This window comes from Kitasatospora sp. NPDC001603 (assembly GCF_040298365.1).
Classification (GTDB): Bacteria; Actinomycetota; Actinomycetes; order Streptomycetales; family Streptomycetaceae; genus Kitasatospora.
On sequence record NZ_JBEPAA010000079.1, the window covers coordinates 14,328 to 37,236 of the forward strand.

The following is a 22,909-nucleotide window of genomic DNA, read 5'->3' on the forward strand; positions in this document are numbered from 1 at the left end:
CTCGGCACCGGGCCATCGCCCGGGGCTCCGAAAGAGGCAGCCATCAGCGAGTTCGGGCCCGCGCGCGTGGCCCTCTCCGACACCTTCGTCGGCGAGGACGCGGTGCTCACCTACGCCCGGGCACAGTCCGCGCGCACCGGTATCAGGGCGATCGGACCGGGCGGCGGGGCCTGTCTGCGGCTGCTGGCGGCCGCCCTGGACGCCAAGGCGGTGGCCGAGATCGGCACCGGGACGGGCGTCTCCGGCGTCTACCTGCTGCGCGGGATGCGCCCGGACGGGGTGCTCACCACCGTCGACACCGAACCGGTGCGCCAGCAGCTGGCCCGGGAGGCGTACCACGCGGCCGGGTTCGCGGCGAACCGGTCCCGCTTCATACCGGGCCGGGCCCTGGACGTGCTGCCGCGGCTCGCGGACGGCCAGTACGACCTGGTCTTCTGCGACGGGGACCCGGCGGAGTCCCGGGAGTACCTGGCGGAGTCGCTGCGGCTGCTGCGGCCGGGCGGGATGGTCTGCTTCGAGGGCGTCTTCCAGGAGGGCCGGCTGGCCGAGCCGGACCAGCAGGACCCGCAGACGCACGCGGTGCGCGACCTGGTCCGGGATGTCCGGGAGAGCGAGGCGCTGCTGCCGGCGCTGCTGCCGGTGTCGGACGGGCTGCTCTGCGCCGTGAAGCGCTGACCGGGCCGGGGCCCCGACGGCGCCCCGACGGCGGCCGCCCGGAACCACCCCGCCCGGGAACCACAGAGCCCGGGCCGACGTAGTGTCGTACCCGGGCCCGGCGGCACATCTCCAGGAGATGGGGAGCACCCGCTGCGGTCAGCCGCAGGCCTTCTTCAGGGCCTCGCCCAGGGCGTCGGCCTCGTCAGGCGTGAGCTCCACCACAAGGCGTCCGCCGCCTTCGAGCGGAACGCGCATGATGATGCCCCGCCCCTCTTTGGTGACTTCGAGCGGGCCGTCACCCGTCCGCGGCTTCATGGCCGCCATGCTCGTTCCCCTTCCTGCAACCGCTCAGCTACGCACCGGCAGTCCGTCCACCGCCGGTATCGAACGCATTGATCGGAAGCCATTATCCCGCATGCCACGGCCTGATGACCAACATCACTCTCGGCGCAACCACGGCCGGACCGGCTCCAAGCGCCACATTTCCTGCCATAAGCCCCGGCGCGGCGGCGGTCGGCACGCCGCCGAAAGGTGCGATACCTCACACTCCCCACCCGGCCGCACGCTCCGGCATCCTGACACACGACCGAGCTGTGCCGATCGCAAGGGAGCCCCTCGCCCATGTCCGATTCCGTGCTGTACGAGCTGGACGGCGGCCTCGCCGTCATCACCATCAACCGCCCCGGGGCGATGAACGCGCTGGACACCGCCACCAAGGTGGCCCTGCGCGACACCATGACCGCCGCCGCCGAGGACCGTGCGGTGCGGGCGGTGCTGCTCACCGGCGCCGGTGAGCGGGCGTTCTGCGTCGGGCAGGACCTCAAGGAGCACCTGGGCCTGCTCAAGCGGGCCGAGGAGACCGGCGAGGGCGCGCTGAAGACCGTCTCCGAGCACTACAACCCGCTGGTGCGGGCGCTGGCGGGGATGCGCAAGCCGACGGTGGCGGCGGTCGGCGGCGTCGCGGCGGGCGCCGGCGCCTCGCTGGCCTTCGCCTGCGACTTCCGGATCGTCGCGGACACGGCCGGCTTCAACACGGCCTTCGCCGGGATCGCGCTGACCGCCGACTCGGGTGCCTCCTGGACGCTGCCCCGGCTGGTCGGGCACGCCAAGGCCACCGAGCTGCTGATGCTGCCGCGCACGGTGAAGGCCACCGAGGCGATGGAGCTGGGCCTGGCCACCAAGGTCGTCCCGGCCGCCGAGCTGGCCGCCACCGCCCGGGTCTTCGCCAAGGAGCTGGCCGAGGGCCCGACGGTCGCGTACGGCGCCATCAAGGAGTCGCTCGCGTACGGCGCCTCGCACTCCCTGGACGAGCTGCTCGACAAGGAGGACGAGCTGCAGACCCTGGCCGGCGACAGCGAGGACCACCGGATCGCGGTCCGCGCGTTCATCGCCAAGGAGAAGCCGACGTACCTGGGCCGCTGAGGCCCGGTGGGGCACCGCCCGGGCCGTGCGGGCCCGGGCGGGGTCCGGCGGGGCCCTCCCGGGGCCCGGGAGGGCCTAGACGGCCCGCAGGGCGCTCCGGACGTGGCAGTCCGCCAGGTGGTCGTCGACCAGGCCGCAGGCCTGCATCAGCGCGTACGCGGTGGTCGGGCCGACGAACCGGAAGCCCGCCTTCTTGAGCGCCTTCGCCAGCGCCGTCGACTCGGGCGTGACGGCCGGGACCTCCGCCAGGGTGCGGGGGGCCGGCCGGTCCGGCGCACCGGCGTACTGCCAGATCAGCGCGTCCAGGCCGCCGTCGAGGTCGCGGGCGACCTTCGCGTTGGCGATCGACGCCTCGATCTTGGCCCGGTTGCGGATGATGCCCGCGTCGCCGAGCAGCCGCTCGACGTCCGCGGGGCCGAACTCGGCGACCTTGTCGATCGCGAAGCCCTCGAACGCGGCCCGGAAGCCCTCGCGGCGGCGCAGGATGGTGATCCAGGAGAGGCCGGACTGGAAGGCCTCCAGGCAGACCCGCTCGAACAGCGCGTCGTCGCCGTGGACCGGGCGGCCCCACTCGGTGTCGTGGTAGAGCCGGTAGTCGTCCGCCGAGTCGCCCCAGCCGCAGCGGCGCAGGCCGTCCGCACCGAGCGACGCACCGGCCCCGGTCACTGGTCCGCCGCCGGCTTCGCACCCTCCGGGCCCTTGGTCAGCGTGCTGACGGGCTCCACCACCTGCGCGAACTCCTCCAGCCCGGGCAGCGGTTCGGCCCCGGCGTCCGGGCCGGTGGCCTCGACGGCGCCGCGGACCGCGCCGGCGGCCTCCAGCTCGGCGATCCGCGAGTCCCGGTAGGCGAGTTCGGCACCGAGACGGTCCAGGACGTCGTCCACCTCGTCCATCCGGTAGCCGCGCACGGCCATCGGCAGCCGGATGCCGTCCACGTCGTCCCGGCTCAGCGGACGGTCCTGCGGCAGCCGGGCGGCGATCCGGTCCTGCACCGCCTCCGGCAGTGAGCCGCCCCCGCCGAGCGCCACCAACGCGGCGCCTCCGACCACGACGGCCATCGCCACCACGATCACCCAGAACACGAGCGGTCCTCCCGACTTCCCTGCCGGCGCTGACAACAGTGCCCGGCTCACGATCATGACAGCATGGTTCCCGATAGGCCGGGGGCCATCATCGCACCCGGAGCAGCTGTGGAGGAGACATCGGTGGCACTGCGCCTGGGACCACGGGAATTCGGTGACGACGAGCTGGTGATCATGGCCATCGTCAACCGCACTCCGGACTCGTTCTTCGACAAGGGCGCCACCTTCGCGGACGAGGCCGCGTTCGCCGCCGCCGACCGCGCGATGGCCGAGGGCGCCGCGATCCTGGACATCGGCGGGGTGAAGGCGGGACCGGGCGACGAGGTGACCGTCGAGGAGGAACTGCGGCGCACCGTGCCGTTCGTGGCGGAGCTGCGCAAGCGCCACCCGGACGCCGTGATCAGCGTGGACACCTGGCGCCACGAGGTCGGCGAGGCGGTCTGCGAGGTGGGCGCGGACCTGCTCAACGACGCCTGGGGCGGGGTCGATCCGAAGCTGGCCGAGGTGGCCGCCCGGTACGACGCCGGCCTGGTCTGCACCCACGCGGGCGGCGCCGAACCGCGGACCCGGCCGCACCGCACCGGCTACCCGGACGTGATGGCGGACATCCTGCGGGTGACGGTCGGCCTGGCCGAGCGGGCGGTGGAGCTGGGCGTGCGGCGGGACGCGGTGGTCATCGACCCGGGGCACGACTTCGGCAAGAACACCCGGCACTCGCTGGAGGCGACCCGCCGGCTGCCGGAGATGACCGCGACCGGCTTCCCGGTGCTGGTCTCGCTCTCCAACAAGGACTTCGTCGGCGAGACCCTGGACCGGCCGGTGAACGAGCGGCTGCTCGGCACGCTGGCGACCACGGCGGTCTCGGCCTGGCTGGGCGCCCGGATCTACCGGGCGCACCAGGTCGCCGAGACCCGGCAGGTGCTGGACATGGTCGCCTCGATCCGGGGCACCCGCCCCCCGGCGGTCGCCCGCCGGGGGCTGGCGTAGGGCGCCCCCTCCTTCGGCTCCCGCCGCCCTCAGATCTCGTTCGCCGGGCGGCGGGCGTCGGCGAGGATCTTCATGACCTCGCCGATGTCGTCGGTGATGTGGAACAGCTCCAGGTCGTGCGGGGCCGCCTTGCCCTGCGCGACCAGGGTGTTCTTCAGCCACTCGTAGAGGCCGCCCCAGTACTCGCTGCCGAAGAGGATCACCGGGAACCGGGTGACCTTCTTCGTCTGCACCAGGGTCAGCGCCTCGAACATCTCGTCCAGCGTGCCGAGGCCGCCGGGCAGCACCACGAAGCCCTGCGCGTACTTCACGAACATCGTCTTGCGGACGAAGAAGTAGCGGAAGTTCAGCCCGAGGTCGACGAACTCGTTGAGCCCCTGCTCGAAGGGCAGCTCGATGCCGAGGCCCACGCTCAGGCCGCCGGCGTCCGAGGCGCCGCGGTTGGCCGCCTCCATCGCACCCGGGCCGCCGCCGGTGATCACCGCGTAGCCGGCCTCCGCCAGCGCCCGGCCGATCGCCACGCCCGCCGCGTACTCGGGGGAGTCGACCGGCGTCCGGGCGGAGCCGAAGACGCTGATCGCGGCCGGGAGTTCGGCCAGCGCGCCGAAGCCCTCGACGAACTCCGAGGTGATCCGCAGCACCCGCCAGGGGTCGGTGTGCAGCCAGTCCGTCGGGCCGGTGGTGTCCAGCAGGCGCTGGTCCGTCGTGCTGGTGCCGACCTGGTCCCGGCGCACCAGCACCGGGCCCTTCTGCTTCTCCGGCCACGCCTTCTTCGGGCGCGGCTCGCCCACCTGCTCGGGCCCGTGTCCGTAGTGCTTCTCGTCTCCAGTGCCTGTCATGACGAAACCCTACGCCCGACGATCCCGGTTTTCAGGCAACGGTGAGAGGTCGGTTGGGCAACCGGAAGATGGCGTTCGACGACGGACCGGCTGGTCCGGGCGGCCGCGCCGGCCGGCGGCGGACCGTCCGGCCGGCCGCGGCGACTCAGTCGGTCAGCCAGGCGCGCAGTCGCTCCTCGGTCTCGGCGATCGCGGCGAGCGAGCAGTACTCGTCCCGCTTGTGCGCCATGTTCGGGTCGCCCGGGCCGTAGTTGACCGCCGGGATGCCGAAGGCGCTGAACCGGGCGACGTCGGTCCAGCCGAACTTGGCCCGGGCGACGCCGCCGGTGGCGGCCAGGAAGGCCCGGGCGGCCGGCTGGTCGAGCCCGGGGAGGGCGCCGGGGGCGGAGTCGGTGACGGTCACCTCGAAGCCGTCGAAGACCTCGCGCAGGTGCTTCTCGGCCTCCGCCTCGCTACGGTCCGGCGCGAAGCGGAAGTTGACCGTCACCACGCACTCGTCGGGGATGACGTTGCCGGCCACGCCGCCGTCGATCCGGACGGCGTTCAGGCCCTCGCGGTACTCCAGGCCGTCGATCTCCACCCGGCGCGGCTCGTACCCGGCAAGCCGGCCGAGCACCTCGGCGGCGTGGTGGATGGCGTTGTCGCCGAGCCAGCCGCGGGCCGCGTGGGCGCGCACCCCGGTCAGCCGGACCTGGATCCGCATGGTGCCCTGGCAACCGCCCTCGACGGCGGCCCCGCTGGGCTCCATCAGCACGGCGAAGTCGGCGGCCAGCCAGTCCGGGTGCCGGGCGGCGAGGTGGCCGAGGCCGTTGCGGTGGGCCTCCACCTCCTCGCAGTCGTAGAAGACGAAGGTGAGGTCCCGGTTGGGCTCGGCCAGGGTGGCGGCCAGCCGGAGCTGGACGGCCACCCCGGACTTCATGTCGGAGGTGCCGCACCCGTAGAGCAGGTCGCCCTCGACGTAGGAGGGCACGTTGTCGGCGATCGGCACGGTGTCCAGGTGGCCGGCGAGCAGCACGCGCTCGGCGCGGCCCAGGCCGGTACGGGCCACCACGTTGTTGCCGTACCGGTCCACGGTCAGGTGCGGGTAGGCCCGCAGCGCCGCCTCGACGGCGTCGGCGAGCGCCTGCTCGTCGCCGCTGACCGAGGGGAAGTCGACGAGCCGGGCGGTCAGCGCACCGCCGTCGAGGGTGAGGTCCAGGGGCGTCTCAGAGCTGCTCATGGTCCTTCAGCCTAGTCGTGGGCGACCGGCCGCCCCGTGCGGCGGATCGCAACCGGTGGCGCCGCACATCCGTCCGAGTGGGTACGGTGTGCGATCAGGAACAGCGTGGAGAGGGGCGGCGGTGGCCAGGAAGAGGCGCGGCGAGCAGGGCGGCGACACGGCGCCCCGACGGCGGCGCGGGCCGTTGCGCGCGGTGCTGGTCGTCCTGCTGGCGCTCGTGGTGGTCGCGGTCGGCCTGTACTGGCTGCGCGACACCAAGCTGACGCCCGAGGGCTGCACGGTCAAGACGGCCTCGGGCGAGGGCACCCTGGAGATCCCGCAGGCGGCCAACGCCGCGACGATCGCCGCCGTGGCGCACTCGCGCGGACTGCCGGACCGCGCGGTGACCATCTCGCTGGCCACCGCGATGCAGGAGTCCAAGATCCGCAACCTGGCGGGCGGCGACCGGGACTCGGTCGGCCTCTTCCAGCAGCGTCCCTCGCAGGGCTGGGGCACCGTGGAGCAGATCATGGACCCGGTCTACGCGACCAACAAGTTCCTGGACGGCCTGGTCAAGGTCCCCGGCTACACCCGGCTGCCGCTGACCGACGCGGCCCAGCAGGTGCAGAAGAGCGGCTACCCGCAGGCCTACGCCAAGCACGAGACCAAGGCGACGCTGCTCGCCTCGGCGCTGACCGGCCGCGAGGCAGGCACGCTGAACTGCGTGGTGCACGACTTCGCCGCGCCCGAGCCGGAGCCGGACGACACCGCGCCGACCGCCACCGGCTCCCCCGCGGCCCCGGCCGCCGCGGCCCCGCTGCCCGACCGGGTGCAGGTGCTGAGCGACCGGGTGCGCCGCGAGTTCGGCCGGACGGTGACGCCGGCGGCCGGCTACACCTCGACCGTGAAGGGCGCCGAGCAGGCCGTCTCGCTGACCCCGGACCCGGCGGCGAGCACCGACGCCGGCCCGGACGCCGAACGGCAGAACGGCTGGGAGGTGGCGCACTGGGCGGTGACGCAGGCCCAGCAGCTGGGCATCGAGACGATCGCCTACGACGGCAAGATCTGGCGCAAGTCCAAGTCCGAGGGCGGCTGGAAGCCCCAGCCGACGGGCACCTCGACCAAGCTGGTGCTGGTCTCGCTCGCCCCGGTCGGGAAGTCCTGAGCGGAAGGCCGCCGGAGCGGCTCCGAACGGCCGCTCCGGCGGGCTGACGCACTGGTGTCCGGGTTGCCGCCGAAGGAGTGATTCCGGTCAATCCAGGTGGACGGGCGGCCGACGCCGGAGCCCGACCCGAAGAACCGTCACTCCCCTTGGCCCGCAACGCCCGCGCACCCGCGACCGGGCCCTTCGCCGCCCCCCGGCGCCGGTCCTACGATCCGATCGTCGGTAAGGCCGTTTCCTTGCACCGGCCGAAACCTTCTGGCTTCTGAAGCGGTAAGAACGTCGTCCGCCCGGCGGACAGGACGGACCCAAGACCCTTTCGAGGAGCCCCATGTCTCACTCCCTCACGCGCCGGATCGCCCAGGCCGCACTGCTCGTGGCGGCCGGCGCGACCCCGCTCGTCGCGGCCGGCACCGCGTCCGCCGCCGACGCGCTGCTGCCCAAGTCCGACCTGGCGGCGCCGCTCGGCCAGCTGACCAACACCGACGCGGGATCCACCCTGCAGCACACCACCCACGAGCTGGGCCAGGCCGCCGGGGACACCGGCGCCGCCACCGTCGCCGCGGGCGTCCCGGCGACCGCCGACGCCACCGGCAACATCGTCGCCCACCAGCTGCCCGAGGCGAACGAGAAGGCCAGCTCGCTGACCGCCCCGGTGGACAAGACCGCCGCCACCACCGGCCAGCTCTCCGGCATCACCCCGAAGGTCGCCGCCGCACTGGCCGGCAAGCTCGGCGAGGCCGTCAACGGCGGCCCGGGCGCGACCGGCCGCAGCGCGGCCGCCGGCGCCAACCCGGTCGGCGGGCTCTCGCAGACCGCCGGCCTGACCCAGGGGCTGCCGGGCGCCGGTGCGCTCGCCGGCGCCGTCCCCGGGACCAACGCCGTGACCGACGCGCTCCCGCTCGGCGCCCTGGGCCGCGCGCTGCCGGCCGACGTCCCCGGCACGGACGTGCTCGGCCTGGCCGAGCACGGCTCGGCCAACCGCCTCGGCGGCGCCGACCTCGGCCCGAACTCCCCGCTGGCCGGTCTCAGCCCGATCACCGGCCTGCTCGGCGGGATCGGCGGCGGTGGCCTCGGCGGCCTGCCGATCGGCTGATCCGGCGCCGCCCGGCGCGCCCCGCACAGCACCGAAGGGGGCCGGTGTCCCGTCCTGGACACCGGCCCCCTTCGCCGCGCTCGGGCTGCGCGGGTCAGCCGCGCAGCCGCTCCACGGCCGCCGCGACCCGCTCGTCGGTCGCGGTGAACGCGACCCGGACGAACCGCTCGCCGGCCGGCCCGTAGAAGTCGCCGGGCGCCACCAGGATGCCCAGCCCGGCCAGTTCGGCCACCGTCTCCCAGCACGGCCGGTCCTGGGTCGCCCACAGGTACAGGCTCGCCTCCGAGTGCTCCACCCGGAAGCCGTACGCCTCCAGCGCCGCGCGCAGGGCCGCCCGGCGGGCGGCGTAGCGCCCGCGCTGCTCGGCCACGTGCGCGTCGTCGGCGAGCGCCGCGACGACCGCCGCCTGGACCGGGGCCGGGACGATCATCCCGCCGTGCTTGCGCACCCCCAGCAGCTCCTTGACCACCACCGGGTCGCCCGCCACGAAGGAGGCGCGGTACCCCGCCAGGTTGGAGCGCTTGGACAGCGAGTGGACGGCCAGCAGGCCCTCGTGCTGCGTCCCGTCGTCGGCGGCGCCGCAGACGTCCGGGTGCAGCACGGAGGCCGGGTCGGCCTCCCAGCCCAGCTCCAGGTAGCACTCGTCGCTGACCAGCAGCGCCCGGTGCTCCCGGGCCCACTCGACCGCGCGGCGCAGCTCGTCCGCGCCGAGCACCCGGCCGGTCGGGTTGGAGGGCGAGTTGACCCAGAGCAGGCGGACCCGCGAGCCGTCCAGCTCGTCCACCGAGTCGTACTCGACCGGCTCCGCGCCGCAGAGCCGCGCGCCGACCTCGTAGGTCGGGTAGGCCAGCCGCGGGTAGGCCACCTGGTCACCGGGGCCGAGGCCGAGCTGGGTCGGCAGCCAGGCCACCAGCTCCTTGGAGCCGACCGTGGGCAGGACGGCCTGCGGGCCGATCTCGGCGCCGACCCGGCGGCGCAGCCACCCGGCGATCGCCTCGCGCAGCTCCAGCGGGCCCCAGACGGTCGGGTAGCCGGGCGTGTCGGTGGCCGCGGCCAGCGCCTTCTGGATCACCTCGGGAACCGGGTCGACCGGGGTGCCCACCGAGAAGTCGCAGAGCCCGCCGGGGTGGGCCAGCGCCGTCTTCTTGTACGGCTCCAGCTTGTCCCAGGGGAAGACCGGCAGGAGATCGGAAACGCGGCGCGCCGCCCCCGGGTGGCCCGGGAACGGCGCGTGCGTGCTGTTCTTGGTACTCACAGCTCAGTTGCCACCGATCGTTCAGTGCTCGTCGGTGTTCTGCGGCGGCAGAGCGGCGATGAAGGGGTGGTCGCGCTCGATCAGGCCGAGCTTCGAGGCGCCACCGGGCGAACCGAGGTCGTCGAAGAACTCGACGTTCGCCTTGTAGTAGTCCTTCCACTCCTCCGGAGTGTCGTCCTCGTAGAAGATCGCCTCGACCGGGCAGACCGGCTCGCAAGCGCCGCAGTCGACACACTCATCCGGGTGGATGTAGAGCGATCGCTCGCCCTCGTAGATGCAGTCAACCGGGCACTCTTCGATGCAGGCCTTGTCCTTGACGTCGACACAAGGCTGCGCGATGACGTAGGTCACGCTGTCGTTCCTCCTCGGAAGGGCTCGGCGGCCCATTCTGTTTGCTCGCGTGCGCGGGTGAGCGCGGCGTCGTCGATGCCCGCCCCTAGTATCGCGGGTCGGAGACCGCAAATGCACAGGAGGTGCCCAGATGGCGGCTGGCGGGCCGGTCCAGGACCGTCCGGAGGTCCGGATAGATCGCTCTGACGTGGGACTACGGGTGTCAGTTCGGCGTGTCGCGGAGTTCGTGGACGACAGGCCGGTATTCCGCGATGTGATCGGTGTGCTCACATCCTGGGACGATCATGAGCTTACCGTCGCCCCGCGGCGCGGCGCTCCGGTCACCTTCGCGGAGAAGCTGCTGGTCGCGGGCAAGGTGGTGCCGCTCTTCCCGGCCCGGCGGGCCGCGCTGCCCGTCGCCCCGCCGGAGGAGCTCCAGCGGATCGCCGCGCGCGGCTGGCCCGCCGTCGAGCAGGAGCCGCTCGGCGGGTGGACGCTGCGGGCGTCCGCCGGCTTCACCCGGCGGGCCAACTCGGTCCAGACCCTCGGCGACCCCGGCCTGCCCCTGGACGAGGCGCTCGCGACCGTCCGGCGGTGGTACGCGGCGCGCGGCCTGCCGGCCTGGGTGGAGGTCAGCACGCCCGGCTCGCCCGAGGACCTGCGCGGCGAGCTGGACCGGCTGGGCGCGGCGTACTCGCCGACGCTGGTACGGATCGCCCCGCTGGCCCCGCTGGCCCGCCTCGGCTCCGGCCACCGGCGCGTGCGGCTCGCCCGGACGGCCGGCGCCGAGTGGATGTCGCTGTACCGGCGGGTCACCGGCGACCCGGCGGTGGAGGAGGCGGCGCGGCAGGTGATCCACGGCGGCCCGTCGGTCTGGTTCGCCACCGCGCCGGGCGCGCCCGGGCAGCCGCCGCTGGCCATCGGACGCTGCGTCATCGACGGCCCGTGGGCCGGCTTCGGCGCGATCGAGGTCGCCCCGTACGCCCGCCGTGCGGGCCTGGCCACCACGCTGATGGCGGTGCTCGCCGCCCGGGCCGCCGAGGAGGGCGCGACCGGTGCCCACCTCCAGGTCGAGGCGGAGAACGATGGTGCGATCGCGCTCTATGACGGACTTGGCTTCACGACCAGTCACACTTACCACTACGCCCGCCTGCCCCAGGGGTAGCGCGGTCGTGGCACCACGTCCGTCCGCCCCACCCGCCCGTCGGTGCCACCCGTCAGTTCCGTTCCGCCTGTCCGTCCGCCCGCATGAAAGCCGTCGCAGCCACCGTGACCGAGCAGAGCCGAGCACGCTTCCGGACCGAGGCCCGGGCCGAGCACCCCGATCCGGTGCTGCTCTGCCTGCTCGCGGCCGCCGAACACAGCCCCGTCCCGGACCCGGACGACCCCCGGGACCCGCCCACCCTGGAGGCCCTGCTGGCCGCCTGCGAGGCGGCCCTGGAGCGGCACGCCGCCGCCGTCCGGCTCGCCGTCGCCGAGCGGGCCCCGGCCGGGCCGGAGGAGACGGCCGCGCTGCTGGCCGCCGTGCTCGGCGGGCGGGAGCGGTTCCACGGGCGGCAGTCCGACTACCGGCGGCTGGAGTCCTCGCTGCTGCCCGACGTGCTGCGGCGCCGGCGCGGCCTGCCGATCATGCTCGCGCTGGTCTGGACCGCGGTCGGCCGGCGGGCCGGCGTGCCGGTGCACGGGATCGCGCTGCCGGGCCACTTCATCGTCGCGGTCGGCGGCCCGGACGGCGGGGACGACTACGTCCTGGCCGACCCGTTCCACGGCGGGCGGCTGCTCGACCTGGAGGACGCGGCCGGCCTGGTCCGGGCCGCCGGCCACCCGTTCTCGCCCGAACTGCTCACCCCGGCCCAGCCGCTGGACACCGTGCTGCGGGTGCTCGGCAACATCCGCGCCTGGGCCGCCGAGCGCCCCGAGCACGCCCGCACCCAGCTCTGGGCCACCGAACTCTCCCTGCTGCTGCCCCGGCACCCGGCCCAGCTCCGGCTGGAGCGGGCGGAACTGCTGGTGCGGACCGGCGACTTCCTCGGCGGCTCGGCCGAGATGGACGCCTACGCCGAGATCCTGGACGCCTTCGACCCGGACACCGCGGCGAAGGTCCGCCTGGAGGCCCGGGCGGCCCGGCACCGGCTCAACTGACCGCCACCGGGCGCACCCCGTCCGTCCGGTCCGCACCGGGCCTACAGCCAGCCCTTCTCGCGGGCGATCCGGACCGCCTCGGTGCGGTTGCGGGCCTCGGTCTTCTGGATCGCCATCGAGAGGTAGTTGCGCACCGTCCCCTCGGACAGGTGCAGCCGGCGGGCGATCTCGGCGTTCACGGCGCCGTCCGCGGCGGCCGCGAGCACGTCCCGCTCGCGCGCCGTCAGCGGGTTCGCCCCCTCGGCGAGCGCGGCGGCGGCCAGCACCGGGTCGATCACCCGCTCGCCGCGCAGCACCCGGCGGATCGCCTCCGCCAGCTCGGCCGCCGGGGCGTCCTTGACCAGGAAGGCGTCCGCCCCCGACTCCATCGCCCGCCGCAGGTAGCCGGGGCGGCCGAAGGTGGTCGCGATCACGACCCTGGTCTGCGGCCGCAGCCGGCGCAGCTCCGCCGCGGCCTCGATCCCGGTCATGCCGGGCATCTCGATGTCCAGCACCGCGACCTGCACGTCGTGGGCGACCGCCGCGTCCACCACCTCGTCGCCGCGCCCCACCTGGGCCACCACGTCGATGTCCCCCTCCAGCCCGAGCAGCGCGGCCAGCGCCTCCCGGACCATCCCCTGATCCTCCGCCAGCAGCACGCGGACGGACGGGGCACCGTCGTTTCGCATCTCACTCATGCCGACGACCTTAGGCCCGCGCCCCTACACGACGGAGACCGAGCGCAGCGGGACCAGCGCGCGCAGCCGGAACCCCCGGCCGCGGTCGCCCGGGCCGGTCTCCAGCCGGCCGCCGACCAGCGCCAGCCGCTCCTCCAGCCCGGAGAGCCCGTTGCCCGGCCCGGACTTGCCCGGCCCGGCCCCGTTGTCGCAGACCTCCAGGACGGCGTACCGCTCGCCGCCGCCCTCCCACGTCTCGTCCGCCCGCACCGTGCAGACCGTGGCCCCCTCGCCGTGCCGGACGATGTTGGTGACCGCCTCGCGCAGCGCCCAGGCCAGCGCGCCGGCCTCCTCGTTGGCCAGCCCGGGCCAGGCGTCCACCAGCTCCGGCGCCGCCTCCAGGGTGACCTGCGCGGCCGCCAGCGCCGTCCGGGCGGCGGCGAGTTCGACCGGCAGGGTGGGCCGGCGGAAGCCGGTCACCGCCTCCCGGACGTCGATCAGCGACTGCCGGGCCACCTTCTCGATGTCGGCGACCTGCGCCCGCGCGGCCTCCTCCTTGCCGCCGTCCATGAAGCGCCCGGCCAGCTCGCTCTTCAGCGTGATCAGCGACAGCGAGTGCCCGAGCAGGTCGTGCAGGTCCCGGGCCATCCGCAGCCGCTCCTCCGAGGCGGCGAGGTGGGCGACGGCGGCCCGTGCCTCGCGCAGCTCCCGCATGGTCGCGACCAGGCGCTGCAGCCCGGTCATGGCGGCCCCGGAGAGGAAGGCGGTGAGCGCGATGGTGGGGATGTCCCCGTGGTCGGCACGGCTGAGCAGCCCGACCACGACGGTCAGCCCGGCCATCGCGGCGACCCCGGCGAGCGCGAAGCGCACCGGCGCGATGATCGCCACGGCGACCGAGGCGTAGGTGAAGAGCGTGAGCCACGCGGTGCCGAGGCCGAAGGAGGTGACGACCGCTGTCACGATCATCGCCGCGACCACCACCCGGCAGGCCAGCGGCCGCATGCCGGCCATCGAACGGAACACCACCAGGCTGACGTAGCAGCCGACGAACGCCACCAGGGCGATCCAGCCGGCCACCGTCGCCGCGGGCGAGTGCCCGTCCCTGAGCAGGTCGCCCACCGGGTAGAGCAGGTAGACCATCCAGAGCAGCATCCAGCTGACCTTGACCAGCAGCTGCCGCCGGTTCTCCACGGTGGCGCCGGGGACGTTCATGAAGGACACCGGCCCCGCCTCCGGCTCGTCGGTGCGGTGGGTGCGGGGCGTGTCGGACATGGTGGCCATCATGCCCGCCGGGTGTCCCGGCGGTACAGCACGGCCGCGGCCGCGGTGAAGACCACCAGGAAGCCGGCCAGACCGCCGGCCGCGACCAGGTCCAGCGACTGCCCGGGCCGGGTGAAGCCGGCCAGCCGGTTGTACAGGTAGACCGGGTTGACCTGGGCGATCGTCCGCAGCGTGCCGGTCACCGGGAACCACGTCCCGCCGAACAGCGCCATCACCATGTAGGTGACCATCACGACGGTCTGCACCGAGTCCGCCCCCGCCGCGTAGCCGAGCGCCACCCCGAGCGCCGCGAAGACGAAGCTGCCCAGCCAGAGCGCCACGGCCAGGCCGGCCCACTCGGCGGCCCCCATCCGCACGCCCTGGGCGGCCCCGACCCCGAAGACCACCAGGATCGCGGGCAGCGTCGTGACCGCGCCGGCGGCGATCTTGGCGACGGTGTACGCCCGGCCGGGCAGCGCCGTCAGCCGCAGCTGGCGCACCCAGCCGCTCCTGCGCTCCAGCGAGATCCGCTGCGCGCTGCCGGTGAGCACCGCGCCGACCGCGCCGAAGGTGGCCATCGAGACCATGAAGTAGGTCTTCACCGGCAGGCCGCCGGCCACCTGGTCGGTGCCGTAGGCGTGGATGAAGAAGAAGTACATCAGCGCCGGGTAGAGCACCGTGAAGAGCACGTACCGCTTGTTGCGCAGGGTGCGCGTGATCTCCAGCCGGATCAGCGTGGTCATCGGGCGGCCTCCGTCGCGAACTCGGTGGTGTCGGCGGTGTCCTGCTCGCCGGTGATGGTCAGGAAGGCCTGCTCCAGGCCCAGGCCGGTCACCTCCAGCCCGCGCGGGTACAGACCCGCCCGGTAGAGCCCGGCGACGCCCGCGTCGGCGTCCGCCGTCCGGATCCGGACGGTCCGCACCCCCGGGACCCGGCCGCTGACGTCCAGGGCCAGCACCCCCGACAGGCGACGCAGCGCCGCCTCCTCGAACGGGCCGTCCACGTCGTGCAGCTCGAAGGTGATCCGGCGGGCCCCGGCCTTCGCCTTGATCTCGGCGGACGTACCGTCCGCGATCAGGCGGCCCCGGTGCAGCACGAGGACGCGGTCGGCGACCGAGTCCGCCTCCTCCAGGTAGTGGGTGGCGAACAGCACCGTGCGCCCGGCGTCGGCCTGCGCCCGCATGCTCGCCCAGAACGACCGACGGACCGAGACGTCCATGCCGGTGGTGGGCTCGTCCAGCACGATCAGGTCGTTGGCCCCGGCGATCGCCAGCGCGAAGCGCACCCGCTGCTCCTGGCCGCCGGAGAGCCTGTCGACCCGCCGCTCGGCCAGCTCGGTGATCCCGGCGTCGACGAGCACCTCCCGGACGGCCCGGCCGCGCGGGTGGACGTCGCAGGCCAGCCCGACCAGCTCGCGGACCTTGACGTCCGCCATCAGCCCGCCGCTCTGCAGCATCGCGCCGACCCGGCCGGCCGCGATCGCGGCGCGCGGGGCGCCGCCGAACAGCGTGACGCTGCCGCGGTCCGGCTCGCGCAGGCCGAGCAGCAGGTCGAGGCTGCTGGACTTGCCGGCGCCGTTCGGGCCGAGCAGCGCGACGGTCTCGCCCGGCCGCAGCACGAGGTCGAGCCCGTCCACCGCCCGCACCCGTCCGTAGCTCTTGCCCACGCCCCGGAAGGCGGCCACCTCGGTACCCATCGACCCGGTCCTCTCCCCTGCTGGTGTCGTTCGCACCAGCTCAGGGTCCCGCGCGGCCCCGGCCCGGCGGCAGTGGCCGCCGTCGTGCCTTCGGCATGACGGATGTCATGCCGGTGGCCGGTACCCGTGTCACGGGTACCGGCCACCGAAGCCGCAGGTCGCGCGCCGTCTGTCGGTGCCGGGGGCCGGCGTCCCCACCGGGGCCGGGCCTGTCGACCCCGTGCGGGCACCCGCGGCCGGGGGGAGCGGAGGGCGCCTCGGCACCGCCCGTCCGCGGGCCCCGGCGCCCTGACGGCCCCCCTCCGCCGAACCTCGGAGCCGCCCGCCTCAGAGGCCGAGCGACTTCTTCACGAAGTCGACCTGGAGCAGCAGCAGGTTCTCCGCGACCTCCTCCTGCGGGGTCATGTGCGTCACGCCCGAGAGCGGCAGCACGGTGTGCGGCCGGCCGGCCGCGAGCAGGGCCGAGGAGAGCCGCAGGGTGTGCGCGGCCACCACGTTGTCGTCCGCCAGACCGTGGATGATCATCAGCGGGCGCTCCAGCCCGGCCGCGTGGCCGGTCAGCGAGTTGGCCGCGTAGACCTCGGGCCGCTCGGCGGGGTGGCCCAGGTAGCGCTCGGTGTAGTGGGTGTCGTACAGCTCCCACTCGGTCACCGGGGCGCCGGCCACGGCCGCGTGGAAGACGTCCGGGCGGCGCAGCACGGCGAGCGCCGCGAGGTAGCCGCCGTACGACCAGCCGCGGATGGCGACCCGGCCGAGGTCCAGCGGGAACTCCTCGGCGAGCGCCCGCACCGCGTCCACCTGGTCGTCCAGGGTCGCGCCGGCGAAGTCGAAGGCGATCGACTTCTCCCAGGCCGGCCCGCGCCCGGGGGTGCCGCGCCCGTCGGCGACGACCACCGCGAAGCCCTGGTCGGCGAACCACTGCGAGTTGAGGTGCGGGTTGTGCGCCTGGACGACGCGCTGCCCGTGCGGGCCGCCGTACGGGTCCATCAGGACGGGCAGCAGGCCGTCCCGCTCGCGGTCGTAGCCGGTGGGCAGGAAGACCGCGGCGGGGATGCGGCGCTCGCCCGCGAAGCGGAACACCGGGCGCGCGGTGAGCACCGGCGTCTCGGCGTAGGACGCGACGGTGGCGACGACGTCGACCACCACGCCCTCCGGAAGGTCCCGGGCGACCTGCACCAGCGTGCCCGGCAGGTCGGGCTCGGCGGTGGCCCGCACGGTGATGCCGGCCGCGTGCACCGCCGACGTGACCGAGGTGAACGGCCGGTCGTTGGCGGCCTCCCAGGAGAGCCGCTTGCCGTCGTGGCTGATCCGGCCGACCGCGATCCAGCCCGGCTCGGGGTCGGTCTCGCCGGCGCCGCCGGAGGCGGTGAAGAAGACCTCCTCGGCCGTCACCGCCACCACCGAGCGCACCAGCAGGTCGGCGCCGGTGACGGTCTGGTCGCCGATCACCAGCGCCCGCACGCCGTCCTCGCCCGCGCCGTCGGAGATCCGGACCAGCTTGCCGTCCGGCGTCCAGGCGGGCACGCCCTGGAAGAGCTCCAGCCAGGCGTCGTCGTGCTCCTCGAACAGCACCTCGGTGGCACCGGTCTCGACGTCCACCCCGAGGATGCGCTGGCTGCGCTGGTCGCGGGCCTGGACGAGCAGCAGCGGCACGCCGCCCGCCGACCAGTGCACCCGGGCCAGGTACGGGAAGGCCGCGTCGTCCCAGCGGACCTCCGTCCGGCCGCCGTCCAGGCCGATCAGCCAGAGCCCGACGCCGGCGTTGGCGGTGCCGGCCGCGGGGTAGGCGATCTCGGCGGGCTCGGTGCCCGGGTTGGCCGGGTCGGCGATCCACCAGCGGCGCACCGGGGTGTCGTCGGCCCGCTCGACCAGCAGCCGGTCACTCTGCGGCGACCACCAGAAGCCGCGGTCGCGGCTCATCTCCTCCTGGGCGATGAACTCGGCCTGGCCCCACGTCACGCCCGGGCCGTCGGGCTGCGCGAGGGCCCGGTCGGCCGTCCCGTCGGCGCGGGTGAGCCGCAGCTCGCCGGCGGTGTTGGCGTAGGCGACGTGGACGCCGTCCGGGGCGAGGCGGGGGTCGACCACCGGGCCCTCGGCGGGCAGTTCGATGGTGCCCCCGGCGACCAGGTCGGCCGTGAAGAGGCGGCCGGAGAGGGCGAAGGCGGCCAGCGCGCCGGCGCCGTCGAGGGAGTAGCCGACGATGCCGGCCGAGCCCTCGCGGCTGCGCTCGCGGCGGGCCTTCTCGGCCGGGGAGAGGTCCTCCTCGCCGCCGCCGAGCAGGGCGACCGGATCGGCCGCGATCCGCTCCTCGCCGGTGGCGGTGTCGAGGGTCCAGAGGCGGTTGGCCCGGTCGCCGGCGCGGGGGGTCTCCCCGGCCGAGGGGCGGGGCAGGGAGCGCAGGAAGACGACCCGGGAGCCGTCGGATGCGACGGAGAAGGACCGGGGGGCGCCGACGGTGTAGCGCAGGGTGCGCGCGTACTGCCGCGGGAAGGTGTCCGCAGGGGTGTGGGAGGTCATGGCACCAGACCCTACGACGTTCCCCCGCCCCCGCCCGGAGGATTTTGATCACTCGTTCGGAGCATCGTCGACCGGGCCCCCCGAACGGGGTCCACACCCCTTCCGACCGGCCCATGCGCCCCATTTGTGCCACCATGCCCCGGCGCGTGCAGCCTCACTGAACGTCATGCGCCCCTCACACATCGGGTATGACTGGTCCAACGAGTGATCGTCAGGCCCCGTCCCGGGCCCCGGTCGCCCGACCGAAGTCCCGCACGGTCCCGACCGCCGCCCTCCCCGAGGGGGTGGCGCACCCGAGAAGGGGTGTGAGCCGACATGGCTTTGTCCATCTCCGCAGCCATGCTGATGCTGGTCATCGTGGTGGTGCTGATCCGCCGCTCCGGCCTGAAGCTCGGGCACGCGATCGTCTGCGCGCTGCTCGGCTTCTACCTGGCGTCCAGCTCCATCGCGCCGTCGATCAGCCAGGTCACCAGCAACCTCGCCGGAATGATCAACGGCCTGAAGCTCTGACCCCCCGCACGCGGTCGTTAGGCTTCCTCCCATGACCGCGACTACCGGCCGCCGCCTGCTCCTGGTGCACGCCCACCCCGACGACGAGTCGATCGGCAACGGCGCCACGATGGCCAGGTACGCCGCCGAGGGCGCCCTGGTCACCCTGGTGACCTGCACCCTCGGCGAGGGTGGCGAGGTGATCCCGCCGGAGCTGGCCCACCTGACGGCGGATCGGGACGACACCCTCGGCCCCCACCGGATCGGCGAGCTGACCGACGCCATGCGCGCCGTCGGCGTCGCCGATTTCCGCTTCCTCGGCGGCCCCGGCCGCTACCGCGACTCGGGGATGATGGGCGTCCCCGACAACGACGTGCCCGGCTGCTTCTGGCGGGCGGACGTGGACGAGGCGGCCGGCCACCTGGTCGCGGTGGTCCGCGAGGTGCGGCCGCAGGTCCTGGTCACCTACGACGAGGACGGCGGCTACGGGCACCCGGACCACATCCAGGCGCACCGGGTGGCGATGCGCGCGTACGAACTGGCCGCCGACCCGGCGTACCGGCCCGACCTGGGCCCGGCCTGGCGGATCGCCAAGGTGTACTGGAACCGGATGCCCCGGTCGGTGATCGAGCGGGGGCTGGCCGAGACGGCCGCCAAGGCGCCGTCGCCCGGCGTCGCGAGCCCCTCCGACGTACCCGGCGTGGTGGACGACGCCGTGGTCACCACCGTGCTGGACGGCGCCGCGTACGCCGACCGCAAGGCGGCCGCGATGGCCGCCCACGCCACCCAGATCACCGTGCACGGCGACTGGTTCACGCTCTCCAACGACCTCGGCCAGCCGCTGGTCGCCACCGAGTACTACCAGCTGGTGCGCGGCCGGGCCGGACGGCCGCTGCCGGAGGACGACCTCTTCGCCGGCCTGGACAGCACCTTCGAGGAGAGTGTCCGATGACCGAGCCCGCCACCCCGCAGGCCCGCCGCCGCTCGATCCCGGCGGCCGTCCTCGGCACCCGCGCCGAGCGGCTGGCCGAGCCGCAGCCCCCGCGGATCGGGCGGATCGCGGCCTATGTCCTGTTCTTCCTGCTGGGCGTCGCGGTCTCGGTCTGCGGAGCATTTGTGCAGGCCTTGTGGCCGCCCGTGGGAGTCCTGCTGGCGCTCGCCGCCACCGGCGCCACGTTCTACGCGGGCCTGCGGGTGACCGGCACCCGGCTCGGCGCCGCACTGCCGGCGGCCGGCTGGTTCCTGGCGCTGCTGCTGGTGATGGTCCCCCGGCCCGAGGGCGACAACGTGCTCTGGACCAACGCCACGTCGCTCGCCTGGCTGTTCGCGGGCTCGATCCTGGGCGTGATCTGCGCCACCCTGCCGACCCGGACGAGCTGGTTCCCCGGAGTGCCCGGCCCGCCGCGCTGACCGCCCCGGCGGCCCGCGTACGGTACCGCGTACGACGCGCAGTCAGGACCACACAGCCGTACTCTCATACCGGAGGAACCGGACGTATCAGGTTCTATCCGAACCGGTTCACCGGTCAGTTCTTCCCAGTATGGTGGTGCCGCAGAACGCCCGTACCCCACCGCCGCCCGCCAGGCCCGGCGACCACGAACCGCGGTCGCGCCGCACGGCCCGCCCGCGAACCCGGAGCAGAGCAGCATTGAGCAGCCGCGAATCTGACAACGCCCACCCGACGCCTCGGCGGACGGGCCCGGACGCCTACCCGTCGGGCACCCCGCCCTACGGCACACCGGGTTTCCCCGGCGGCGACCGCGCGGGTGCCGGTGCCGCCCCGGGCTCCGCGTCGGCCGGGGAGGACGAAGCCCCGAAGACGGAGACCACGCTGACCACGCGGGTCCGGATCAACATCCCGGGCTCGCGCCCGATCCCGCCCGTGGTGGTCCGCAGCACCGTCAAGAACGAGGACGGCCCGGGCGAGGAGGCCCCGCCGGCCGCCGCCGAGCCGGCCGGACCCCGGCACCGCTCCGCCGCGTCCGCCTCCCCCGTCCTCGGGGTGATGGACGGCGGCGCGCGGACGGCCACCCCGCCGAACCTGCCGCCGGAGTGGGAGATCCCGCCCGCGACCTCCGAGTCGGAGTCCACCGGCGCGTGGTTCCGGCCGCGCCAGAAGAAGGGCCCGGCGGAGCCCGCCGCCGTCCCGGCCGGCGCCGCGGACGCCCCGGCCGACTCCGTCGCGCCGGGCCCCGCGCCCGCCCCCGGCACCGAGGCCCGCCCGAACGGCGCCCGGCCCAAGGCCGCCCGCCCCGCCCGGGCCGCGGGCCCGGACACGGCCCGCCCGAACGGCCGGGCGGTACCGGCGCAGGCCGCCGCCCCGCGCCCGACCGGCGCACCCGCCTCGCCGTTCGGCACCGGCGCCGGCCCGGACGCCCCGGCGGACGAGGCCGGCGTCTACGAGGACGCCCCGGCGGACCCGTTCGGCACCGGCCCCGGCGCCGACCCCTTCGGCCCGGGCCCCGGCGCGGACCCGTTCGCGGCCCGCCGCGCTCCGCAGGGCCAGGGCCGCCCGATGGCCGGCCCGGCCGACGCGGCGAACCCGGAGGACACCTCGGTGGACGGCTTCGCGCCGATCCGCGAGGAGACCCTCCCGCCCGCCGCCATATCCGGCCCGCCCGGCGGCACGGCCCAGCACGGCCTCCCGCCGAACGGCTCCCCGCAGAACGGCCTGTTCGCCTCGGCCCCGGCCGGCGCCGATCCGTTCGCCGCCCAGCGCCCCCAGGCCGGCGCGGAGCCGTACGGCACCGCCGCCCCCGGCGGCCTCTTCCCCGGCGTTCCCGGCGTCTCCGGCGCCCAGCCGACGGCCCCGCCCGACCCGCAGGCCGGTCGGCCGGGCGGCCCCGGCAGCGCCGCCCCCGGCCGGCCCTACCCCGGTGGCCCGGAGGCCGAGGCCGGTACCGCTCCCACCCCGAAGCCGCCCGCGCCCGCCGCGCCGCAGGCCCCCAAGGCGGCCACCGGCAAGGCCCGGCCGAGCCGCGGCAAGAAGCTCGTCAAGCTCGGCGTCTACGGCGTCGCGGGCGTGCTCTTCCTCGGCGCCGCCGCGTACGGCACCGGCCTGATGCTGAACCAGTCCGACATCCCCAAGGGCACCGTGGTGCTCGGCACGGACATCGGCGGCAGCAACCGCGACCAGGCGATCCACCAGCTCGACGAGACGGTCGGCAAGGCCGGCCAGCAGCCGGTCAAGCTGAAGATCGGCGACCAGGCGATGGACCTCGACCCGACCGTCGCCGGGCTGAGCTTCGACACCACGGCCACCGTGGACCGGCTCACCCAGCACTCCTACAGCCCGGTCGACGTGATCACCTCGCTGAAGGGCGACGAGAAGGCCGTGCCGCCGGAGGTCAAGGTGGACCGGGCCAAGCTCAAGGCCGCCCTGGAGGGGCTGGCCGCCGGGTCCGGGCAGGGCCTCCAGGAGGGCTACGTCAGGTTCGGCGACGCCGGCGAGCCGGTCGTGGTGCCCGGCAAGGCCGGCCAGGCGGTCGACGCCGCGTCCGCCGTGGACCAGGTCGAGCAGGCCTACCGCGACCGCGCCACCGGCAAGGCCGAGCAGCCGGTCGCCCTCACCGTGACGGCCGCCCAGCCCAAGGTCTCCCCGCAGGCCCTGCAGGCCGCCGCGGACAGCCTCGGCAAGTCCGCGGTCAACGGGAAGATCCACATCACGGCCGGCACCAAGACCTGGGACTTCGGCCCGAAGACCGCCCCCAAGACGCTCACCCTGGTGCCCGACGCCGCCGGCAAGATCGTGCCCAAGTGGGACCTGGACGCGCTCGCCGGCCAGTTGGGCACGGTGTTCGACAAGCTGAAGATCAAGAAGAACGGCCAGACCGCCGCGATCACTCCGCAGGACGTCGCCGACGCCATCACCTCGGTGCTGGACAAGACCGGCGACAAGGAGCGCACGGTGAAGTTCACCGTCGCCTGAGCGGAGCCTCCCACCGCCCGGGCCGGCCCACCGGCACCGGGCGCACGGCGAGTGGACGAACGACCGAGGGGCGGGCGGGGGGGGGGGGCCGCCCCCCCCCCCCACCCCCCCCCCCGCCGCCACAAGTTTGGGGGGGCGCCCCCCCCCCACCCACACCAACGCCCCCCGGGCCGCCGGAAAGGGGGGCGCGCCC

General features: G+C 74.9%; 23 protein-coding genes. 11 read left to right on the forward strand and 12 right to left on the reverse strand.

Going from position 1 to position 22,909, the window contains the following annotated elements; genetic code table 11:
• Positions 1–66: 66 nt before the first annotated feature.
• Entirely contained in the window at positions 67–675 is a 609-nt protein-coding gene (locus tag ABT263_RS32410; RefSeq protein ID WP_329489471.1) for an O-methyltransferase, read from the forward strand.
• Positions 676–813: 138 nt separating this feature from the next.
• On the opposite strand, the gene ABT263_RS32415 is transcribed toward ABT263_RS32410, so the two are convergent.
• Positions 814–981 carry a DUF3117 domain-containing protein gene (locus ABT263_RS32415; protein ID WP_014137929.1) on the reverse strand — a complete coding sequence of 56 codons (168 nt, stop codon included), beginning with the start codon at positions 979–981 and terminating at the stop codon, positions 814–816.
• Positions 982–1,278: 297 nt separating this feature from the next.
• On the opposite strand from ABT263_RS32415, the gene ABT263_RS32420 reads away from it, so the two are divergent.
• Complete coding sequence (locus ABT263_RS32420; RefSeq protein ID WP_329489470.1) at positions 1,279–2,079, forward strand: enoyl-CoA hydratase-related protein; 801 nt, start codon at positions 1,279–1,281, stop codon at positions 2,077–2,079.
• A gap of 75 nt (positions 2,080–2,154) precedes the next feature.
• Here the strand turns inward: ABT263_RS32420 and ABT263_RS32425 are convergent, their stop codons facing one another.
• Both ABT263_RS32425 and ABT263_RS32430 read right to left on the reverse strand, forming a co-directional pair.
• Entirely contained in the window at positions 2,155–2,745 is a 591-nt protein-coding gene (locus ABT263_RS32425; RefSeq protein WP_352295874.1) for a DNA-3-methyladenine glycosylase I, read from the reverse strand.
• Complete coding sequence (locus ABT263_RS32430) at positions 2,742–3,161, reverse strand: DivIVA domain-containing protein (protein WP_352295877.1); 420 nt, start codon at positions 3,159–3,161, stop codon at positions 2,742–2,744. The genes ABT263_RS32425 and ABT263_RS32430 overlap by 4 nt, the downstream gene beginning before the upstream one ends.
• A 174-nt stretch (positions 3,162–3,335) precedes the next feature.
• On the opposite strand from ABT263_RS32430, the gene folP reads away from it, so the two are divergent.
• A complete protein-coding gene (gene folP / locus ABT263_RS32435; protein ID WP_352295922.1) occupies positions 3,336–4,148 on the forward strand; it encodes a dihydropteroate synthase in 813 nt (270 codons plus the stop codon).
• Between the two features lie 29 nt (positions 4,149–4,177).
• On the opposite strand, the gene ABT263_RS32440 is transcribed toward folP, so the two are convergent.
• A complete protein-coding gene (locus ABT263_RS32440) occupies positions 4,178–4,987 on the reverse strand; it encodes an LOG family protein (protein ID WP_352295880.1) in 810 nt (269 codons plus the stop codon).
• 145 nt (positions 4,988–5,132) lie between these two features.
• The gene (dapE, locus tag ABT263_RS32445; protein WP_352295883.1) at positions 5,133–6,206 is read right to left on the reverse strand and encodes a succinyl-diaminopimelate desuccinylase; all 1,074 of its coding nucleotides are present in this window, start codon (positions 6,204–6,206) and stop codon (positions 5,133–5,135) included.
• Positions 6,207–6,327: 121 nt separating this feature from the next.
• Between dapE and ABT263_RS32450 the strand changes: the two genes are divergently transcribed.
• A complete protein-coding gene (locus ABT263_RS32450) occupies positions 6,328–7,350 on the forward strand; it encodes a VldE C-terminal domain-containing protein (RefSeq protein WP_352295886.1) in 1,023 nt (340 codons plus the stop codon).
• Positions 7,351–7,678: 328 nt separating this feature from the next.
• Positions 7,679–8,443: a hypothetical protein gene (locus ABT263_RS32455; RefSeq protein ID WP_352295889.1), complete on the forward strand. Its 765-nt coding sequence runs from the start codon at positions 7,679–7,681 to the stop codon at positions 8,441–8,443.
• Positions 8,444–8,537: 94 nt separating this feature from the next.
• Here ABT263_RS32455 and dapC read toward each other — a convergent pair whose 3' ends face one another.
• Positions 8,538–9,698: a succinyldiaminopimelate transaminase gene (gene dapC / locus ABT263_RS32460; protein WP_329489463.1), complete on the reverse strand. Its 1,161-nt coding sequence runs from the start codon at positions 9,696–9,698 to the stop codon at positions 8,538–8,540.
• 21 nt (positions 9,699–9,719) lie between these two features.
• Positions 9,720–10,049 (reverse strand): ferredoxin, encoded by a 330-nt coding sequence (gene fdxA, locus ABT263_RS32465; RefSeq protein ID WP_329489462.1) that lies wholly within the window; start codon positions 10,047–10,049, stop codon positions 9,720–9,722.
• A 130-nt stretch (positions 10,050–10,179) separates the two neighbouring features.
• Between fdxA and ABT263_RS32470 the strand changes: the two genes are divergently transcribed.
• Together ABT263_RS32470 and ABT263_RS32475 are read left to right on the forward strand one after the other, a co-directional pair.
• Positions 10,180–11,193 carry a GNAT family N-acetyltransferase gene (locus tag ABT263_RS32470; RefSeq protein ID WP_352295892.1) on the forward strand — a complete coding sequence of 338 codons (1,014 nt, stop codon included), beginning with the start codon at positions 10,180–10,182 and terminating at the stop codon, positions 11,191–11,193.
• Positions 11,194–11,276: 83 nt separating this feature from the next.
• Positions 11,277–12,170: a transglutaminase family protein gene (locus tag ABT263_RS32475; protein WP_352295895.1), complete on the forward strand. Its 894-nt coding sequence runs from the start codon at positions 11,277–11,279 to the stop codon at positions 12,168–12,170.
• Between the two features lie 41 nt (positions 12,171–12,211).
• Here ABT263_RS32475 and ABT263_RS32480 read toward each other — a convergent pair whose 3' ends face one another.
• From ABT263_RS32480 to ABT263_RS32500, 5 genes are all read right to left on the reverse strand, one after another.
• Positions 12,212–12,838, reverse strand: a complete 627-nt coding sequence (locus ABT263_RS32480) for a response regulator (protein WP_380388404.1) — start codon at positions 12,836–12,838, stop codon at positions 12,212–12,214.
• A gap of 33 nt (positions 12,839–12,871) precedes the next feature.
• On the reverse strand, positions 12,872–14,098 hold the full coding sequence (locus ABT263_RS32485; protein WP_352295898.1) for a sensor histidine kinase: 1,227 nt from the start codon (positions 14,096–14,098) through the stop codon (positions 12,872–12,874).
• Between the two features lie 8 nt (positions 14,099–14,106).
• Positions 14,107–14,829, reverse strand: coding sequence for an ABC transporter permease (locus tag ABT263_RS32490; RefSeq protein WP_352295901.1), 723 nt, complete (start codon positions 14,827–14,829; stop codon positions 14,107–14,109).
• Complete coding sequence (locus ABT263_RS32495; protein ID WP_352295904.1) at positions 14,826–15,782, reverse strand: ABC transporter ATP-binding protein; 957 nt, start codon at positions 15,780–15,782, stop codon at positions 14,826–14,828. Before ABT263_RS32495 ends, ABT263_RS32490 begins: the two co-directional genes overlap by 4 nt.
• A gap of 327 nt (positions 15,783–16,109) precedes the next feature.
• A complete protein-coding gene (locus tag ABT263_RS32500) occupies positions 16,110–18,299 on the reverse strand; it encodes a S9 family peptidase (RefSeq protein ID WP_352295907.1) in 2,190 nt (729 codons plus the stop codon).
• A gap of 315 nt (positions 18,300–18,614) precedes the next feature.
• Here ABT263_RS32500 and ABT263_RS32505 point away from each other — a divergent pair, with 315 nt between their 5' ends.
• From ABT263_RS32505 to ABT263_RS32520, 4 genes are all read left to right on the forward strand, one after another.
• Positions 18,615–18,809 (forward strand): DUF2304 family protein, encoded by a 195-nt coding sequence (locus ABT263_RS32505; RefSeq protein ID WP_045939028.1) that lies wholly within the window; start codon positions 18,615–18,617, stop codon positions 18,807–18,809.
• 31 nt (positions 18,810–18,840) lie between these two features.
• A complete protein-coding gene (gene mshB, locus ABT263_RS32510; RefSeq protein WP_352295910.1) occupies positions 18,841–19,740 on the forward strand; it encodes an N-acetyl-1-D-myo-inositol-2-amino-2-deoxy-alpha-D-glucopyranoside deacetylase in 900 nt (299 codons plus the stop codon).
• Entirely contained in the window at positions 19,737–20,198 is a 462-nt protein-coding gene (locus tag ABT263_RS32515) for a DUF6113 family protein (RefSeq protein WP_329489453.1), read from the forward strand. The genes mshB and ABT263_RS32515 overlap by 4 nt, the downstream gene beginning before the upstream one ends.
• 238 nt (positions 20,199–20,436) lie before the next feature.
• Complete coding sequence (locus tag ABT263_RS32520) at positions 20,437–22,716, forward strand: peptidoglycan binding domain-containing protein (protein WP_352295913.1); 2,280 nt, start codon at positions 20,437–20,439, stop codon at positions 22,714–22,716.
• Positions 22,717–22,909 lie beyond the last annotated feature (193 nt).

What these genes read in the sequence shown, in the direction of transcription:
- ABT263_RS32415 (WP_014137929.1), bottom strand. Translation starts at nt 981, where the DNA reads ATGGCGGCCATGAAGCCGCGGACGGGTGACGGCCCGCTCGAAGTCACC.
- ABT263_RS32420 (WP_329489470.1), top strand. Translation starts at nt 1,279, where the DNA reads ATGTCCGATTCCGTGCTGTACGAGCTGGACGGCGGCCTCGCCGTCATC.
- folP (WP_352295922.1), top strand. Translation starts at nt 3,336, where the DNA reads ATGGCCATCGTCAACCGCACTCCGGACTCGTTCTTCGACAAGGGCGCC.
- ABT263_RS32440 (WP_352295880.1), bottom strand. Translation starts at nt 4,987, where the DNA reads ATGACAGGCACTGGAGACGAGAAGCACTACGGACACGGGCCCGAGCAG.
- dapE (WP_352295883.1), bottom strand. Translation starts at nt 6,206, where the DNA reads ATGAGCAGCTCTGAGACGCCCCTGGACCTCACCCTCGACGGCGGTGCG.
- ABT263_RS32455 (WP_352295889.1), top strand. Translation starts at nt 7,679, where the DNA reads ATGTCTCACTCCCTCACGCGCCGGATCGCCCAGGCCGCACTGCTCGTG.
- ABT263_RS32470 (WP_352295892.1), top strand. Translation starts at nt 10,180, where the DNA reads ATGGCGGCTGGCGGGCCGGTCCAGGACCGTCCGGAGGTCCGGATAGAT.
- ABT263_RS32475 (WP_352295895.1), top strand. Translation starts at nt 11,277, where the DNA reads ATGAAAGCCGTCGCAGCCACCGTGACCGAGCAGAGCCGAGCACGCTTC.
- ABT263_RS32480 (WP_380388404.1), bottom strand. Translation starts at nt 12,838, where the DNA reads ATGCGAAACGACGGTGCCCCGTCCGTCCGCGTGCTGCTGGCGGAGGAT.
- ABT263_RS32485 (WP_352295898.1), bottom strand. Translation starts at nt 14,098, where the DNA reads ATGTCCGACACGCCCCGCACCCACCGCACCGACGAGCCGGAGGCGGGG.
- ABT263_RS32490 (WP_352295901.1), bottom strand. Translation starts at nt 14,829, where the DNA reads ATGACCACGCTGATCCGGCTGGAGATCACGCGCACCCTGCGCAACAAG.
- ABT263_RS32495 (WP_352295904.1), bottom strand. Translation starts at nt 15,782, where the DNA reads ATGGGTACCGAGGTGGCCGCCTTCCGGGGCGTGGGCAAGAGCTACGGA.
- ABT263_RS32500 (WP_352295907.1), bottom strand. Translation starts at nt 18,299, where the DNA reads ATGACCTCCCACACCCCTGCGGACACCTTCCCGCGGCAGTACGCGCGC.
- ABT263_RS32505 (WP_045939028.1), top strand. Translation starts at nt 18,615, where the DNA reads ATGGCTTTGTCCATCTCCGCAGCCATGCTGATGCTGGTCATCGTGGTG.
- mshB (WP_352295910.1), top strand. Translation starts at nt 18,841, where the DNA reads ATGACCGCGACTACCGGCCGCCGCCTGCTCCTGGTGCACGCCCACCCC.
- ABT263_RS32515 (WP_329489453.1), top strand. Translation starts at nt 19,737, where the DNA reads ATGACCGAGCCCGCCACCCCGCAGGCCCGCCGCCGCTCGATCCCGGCG.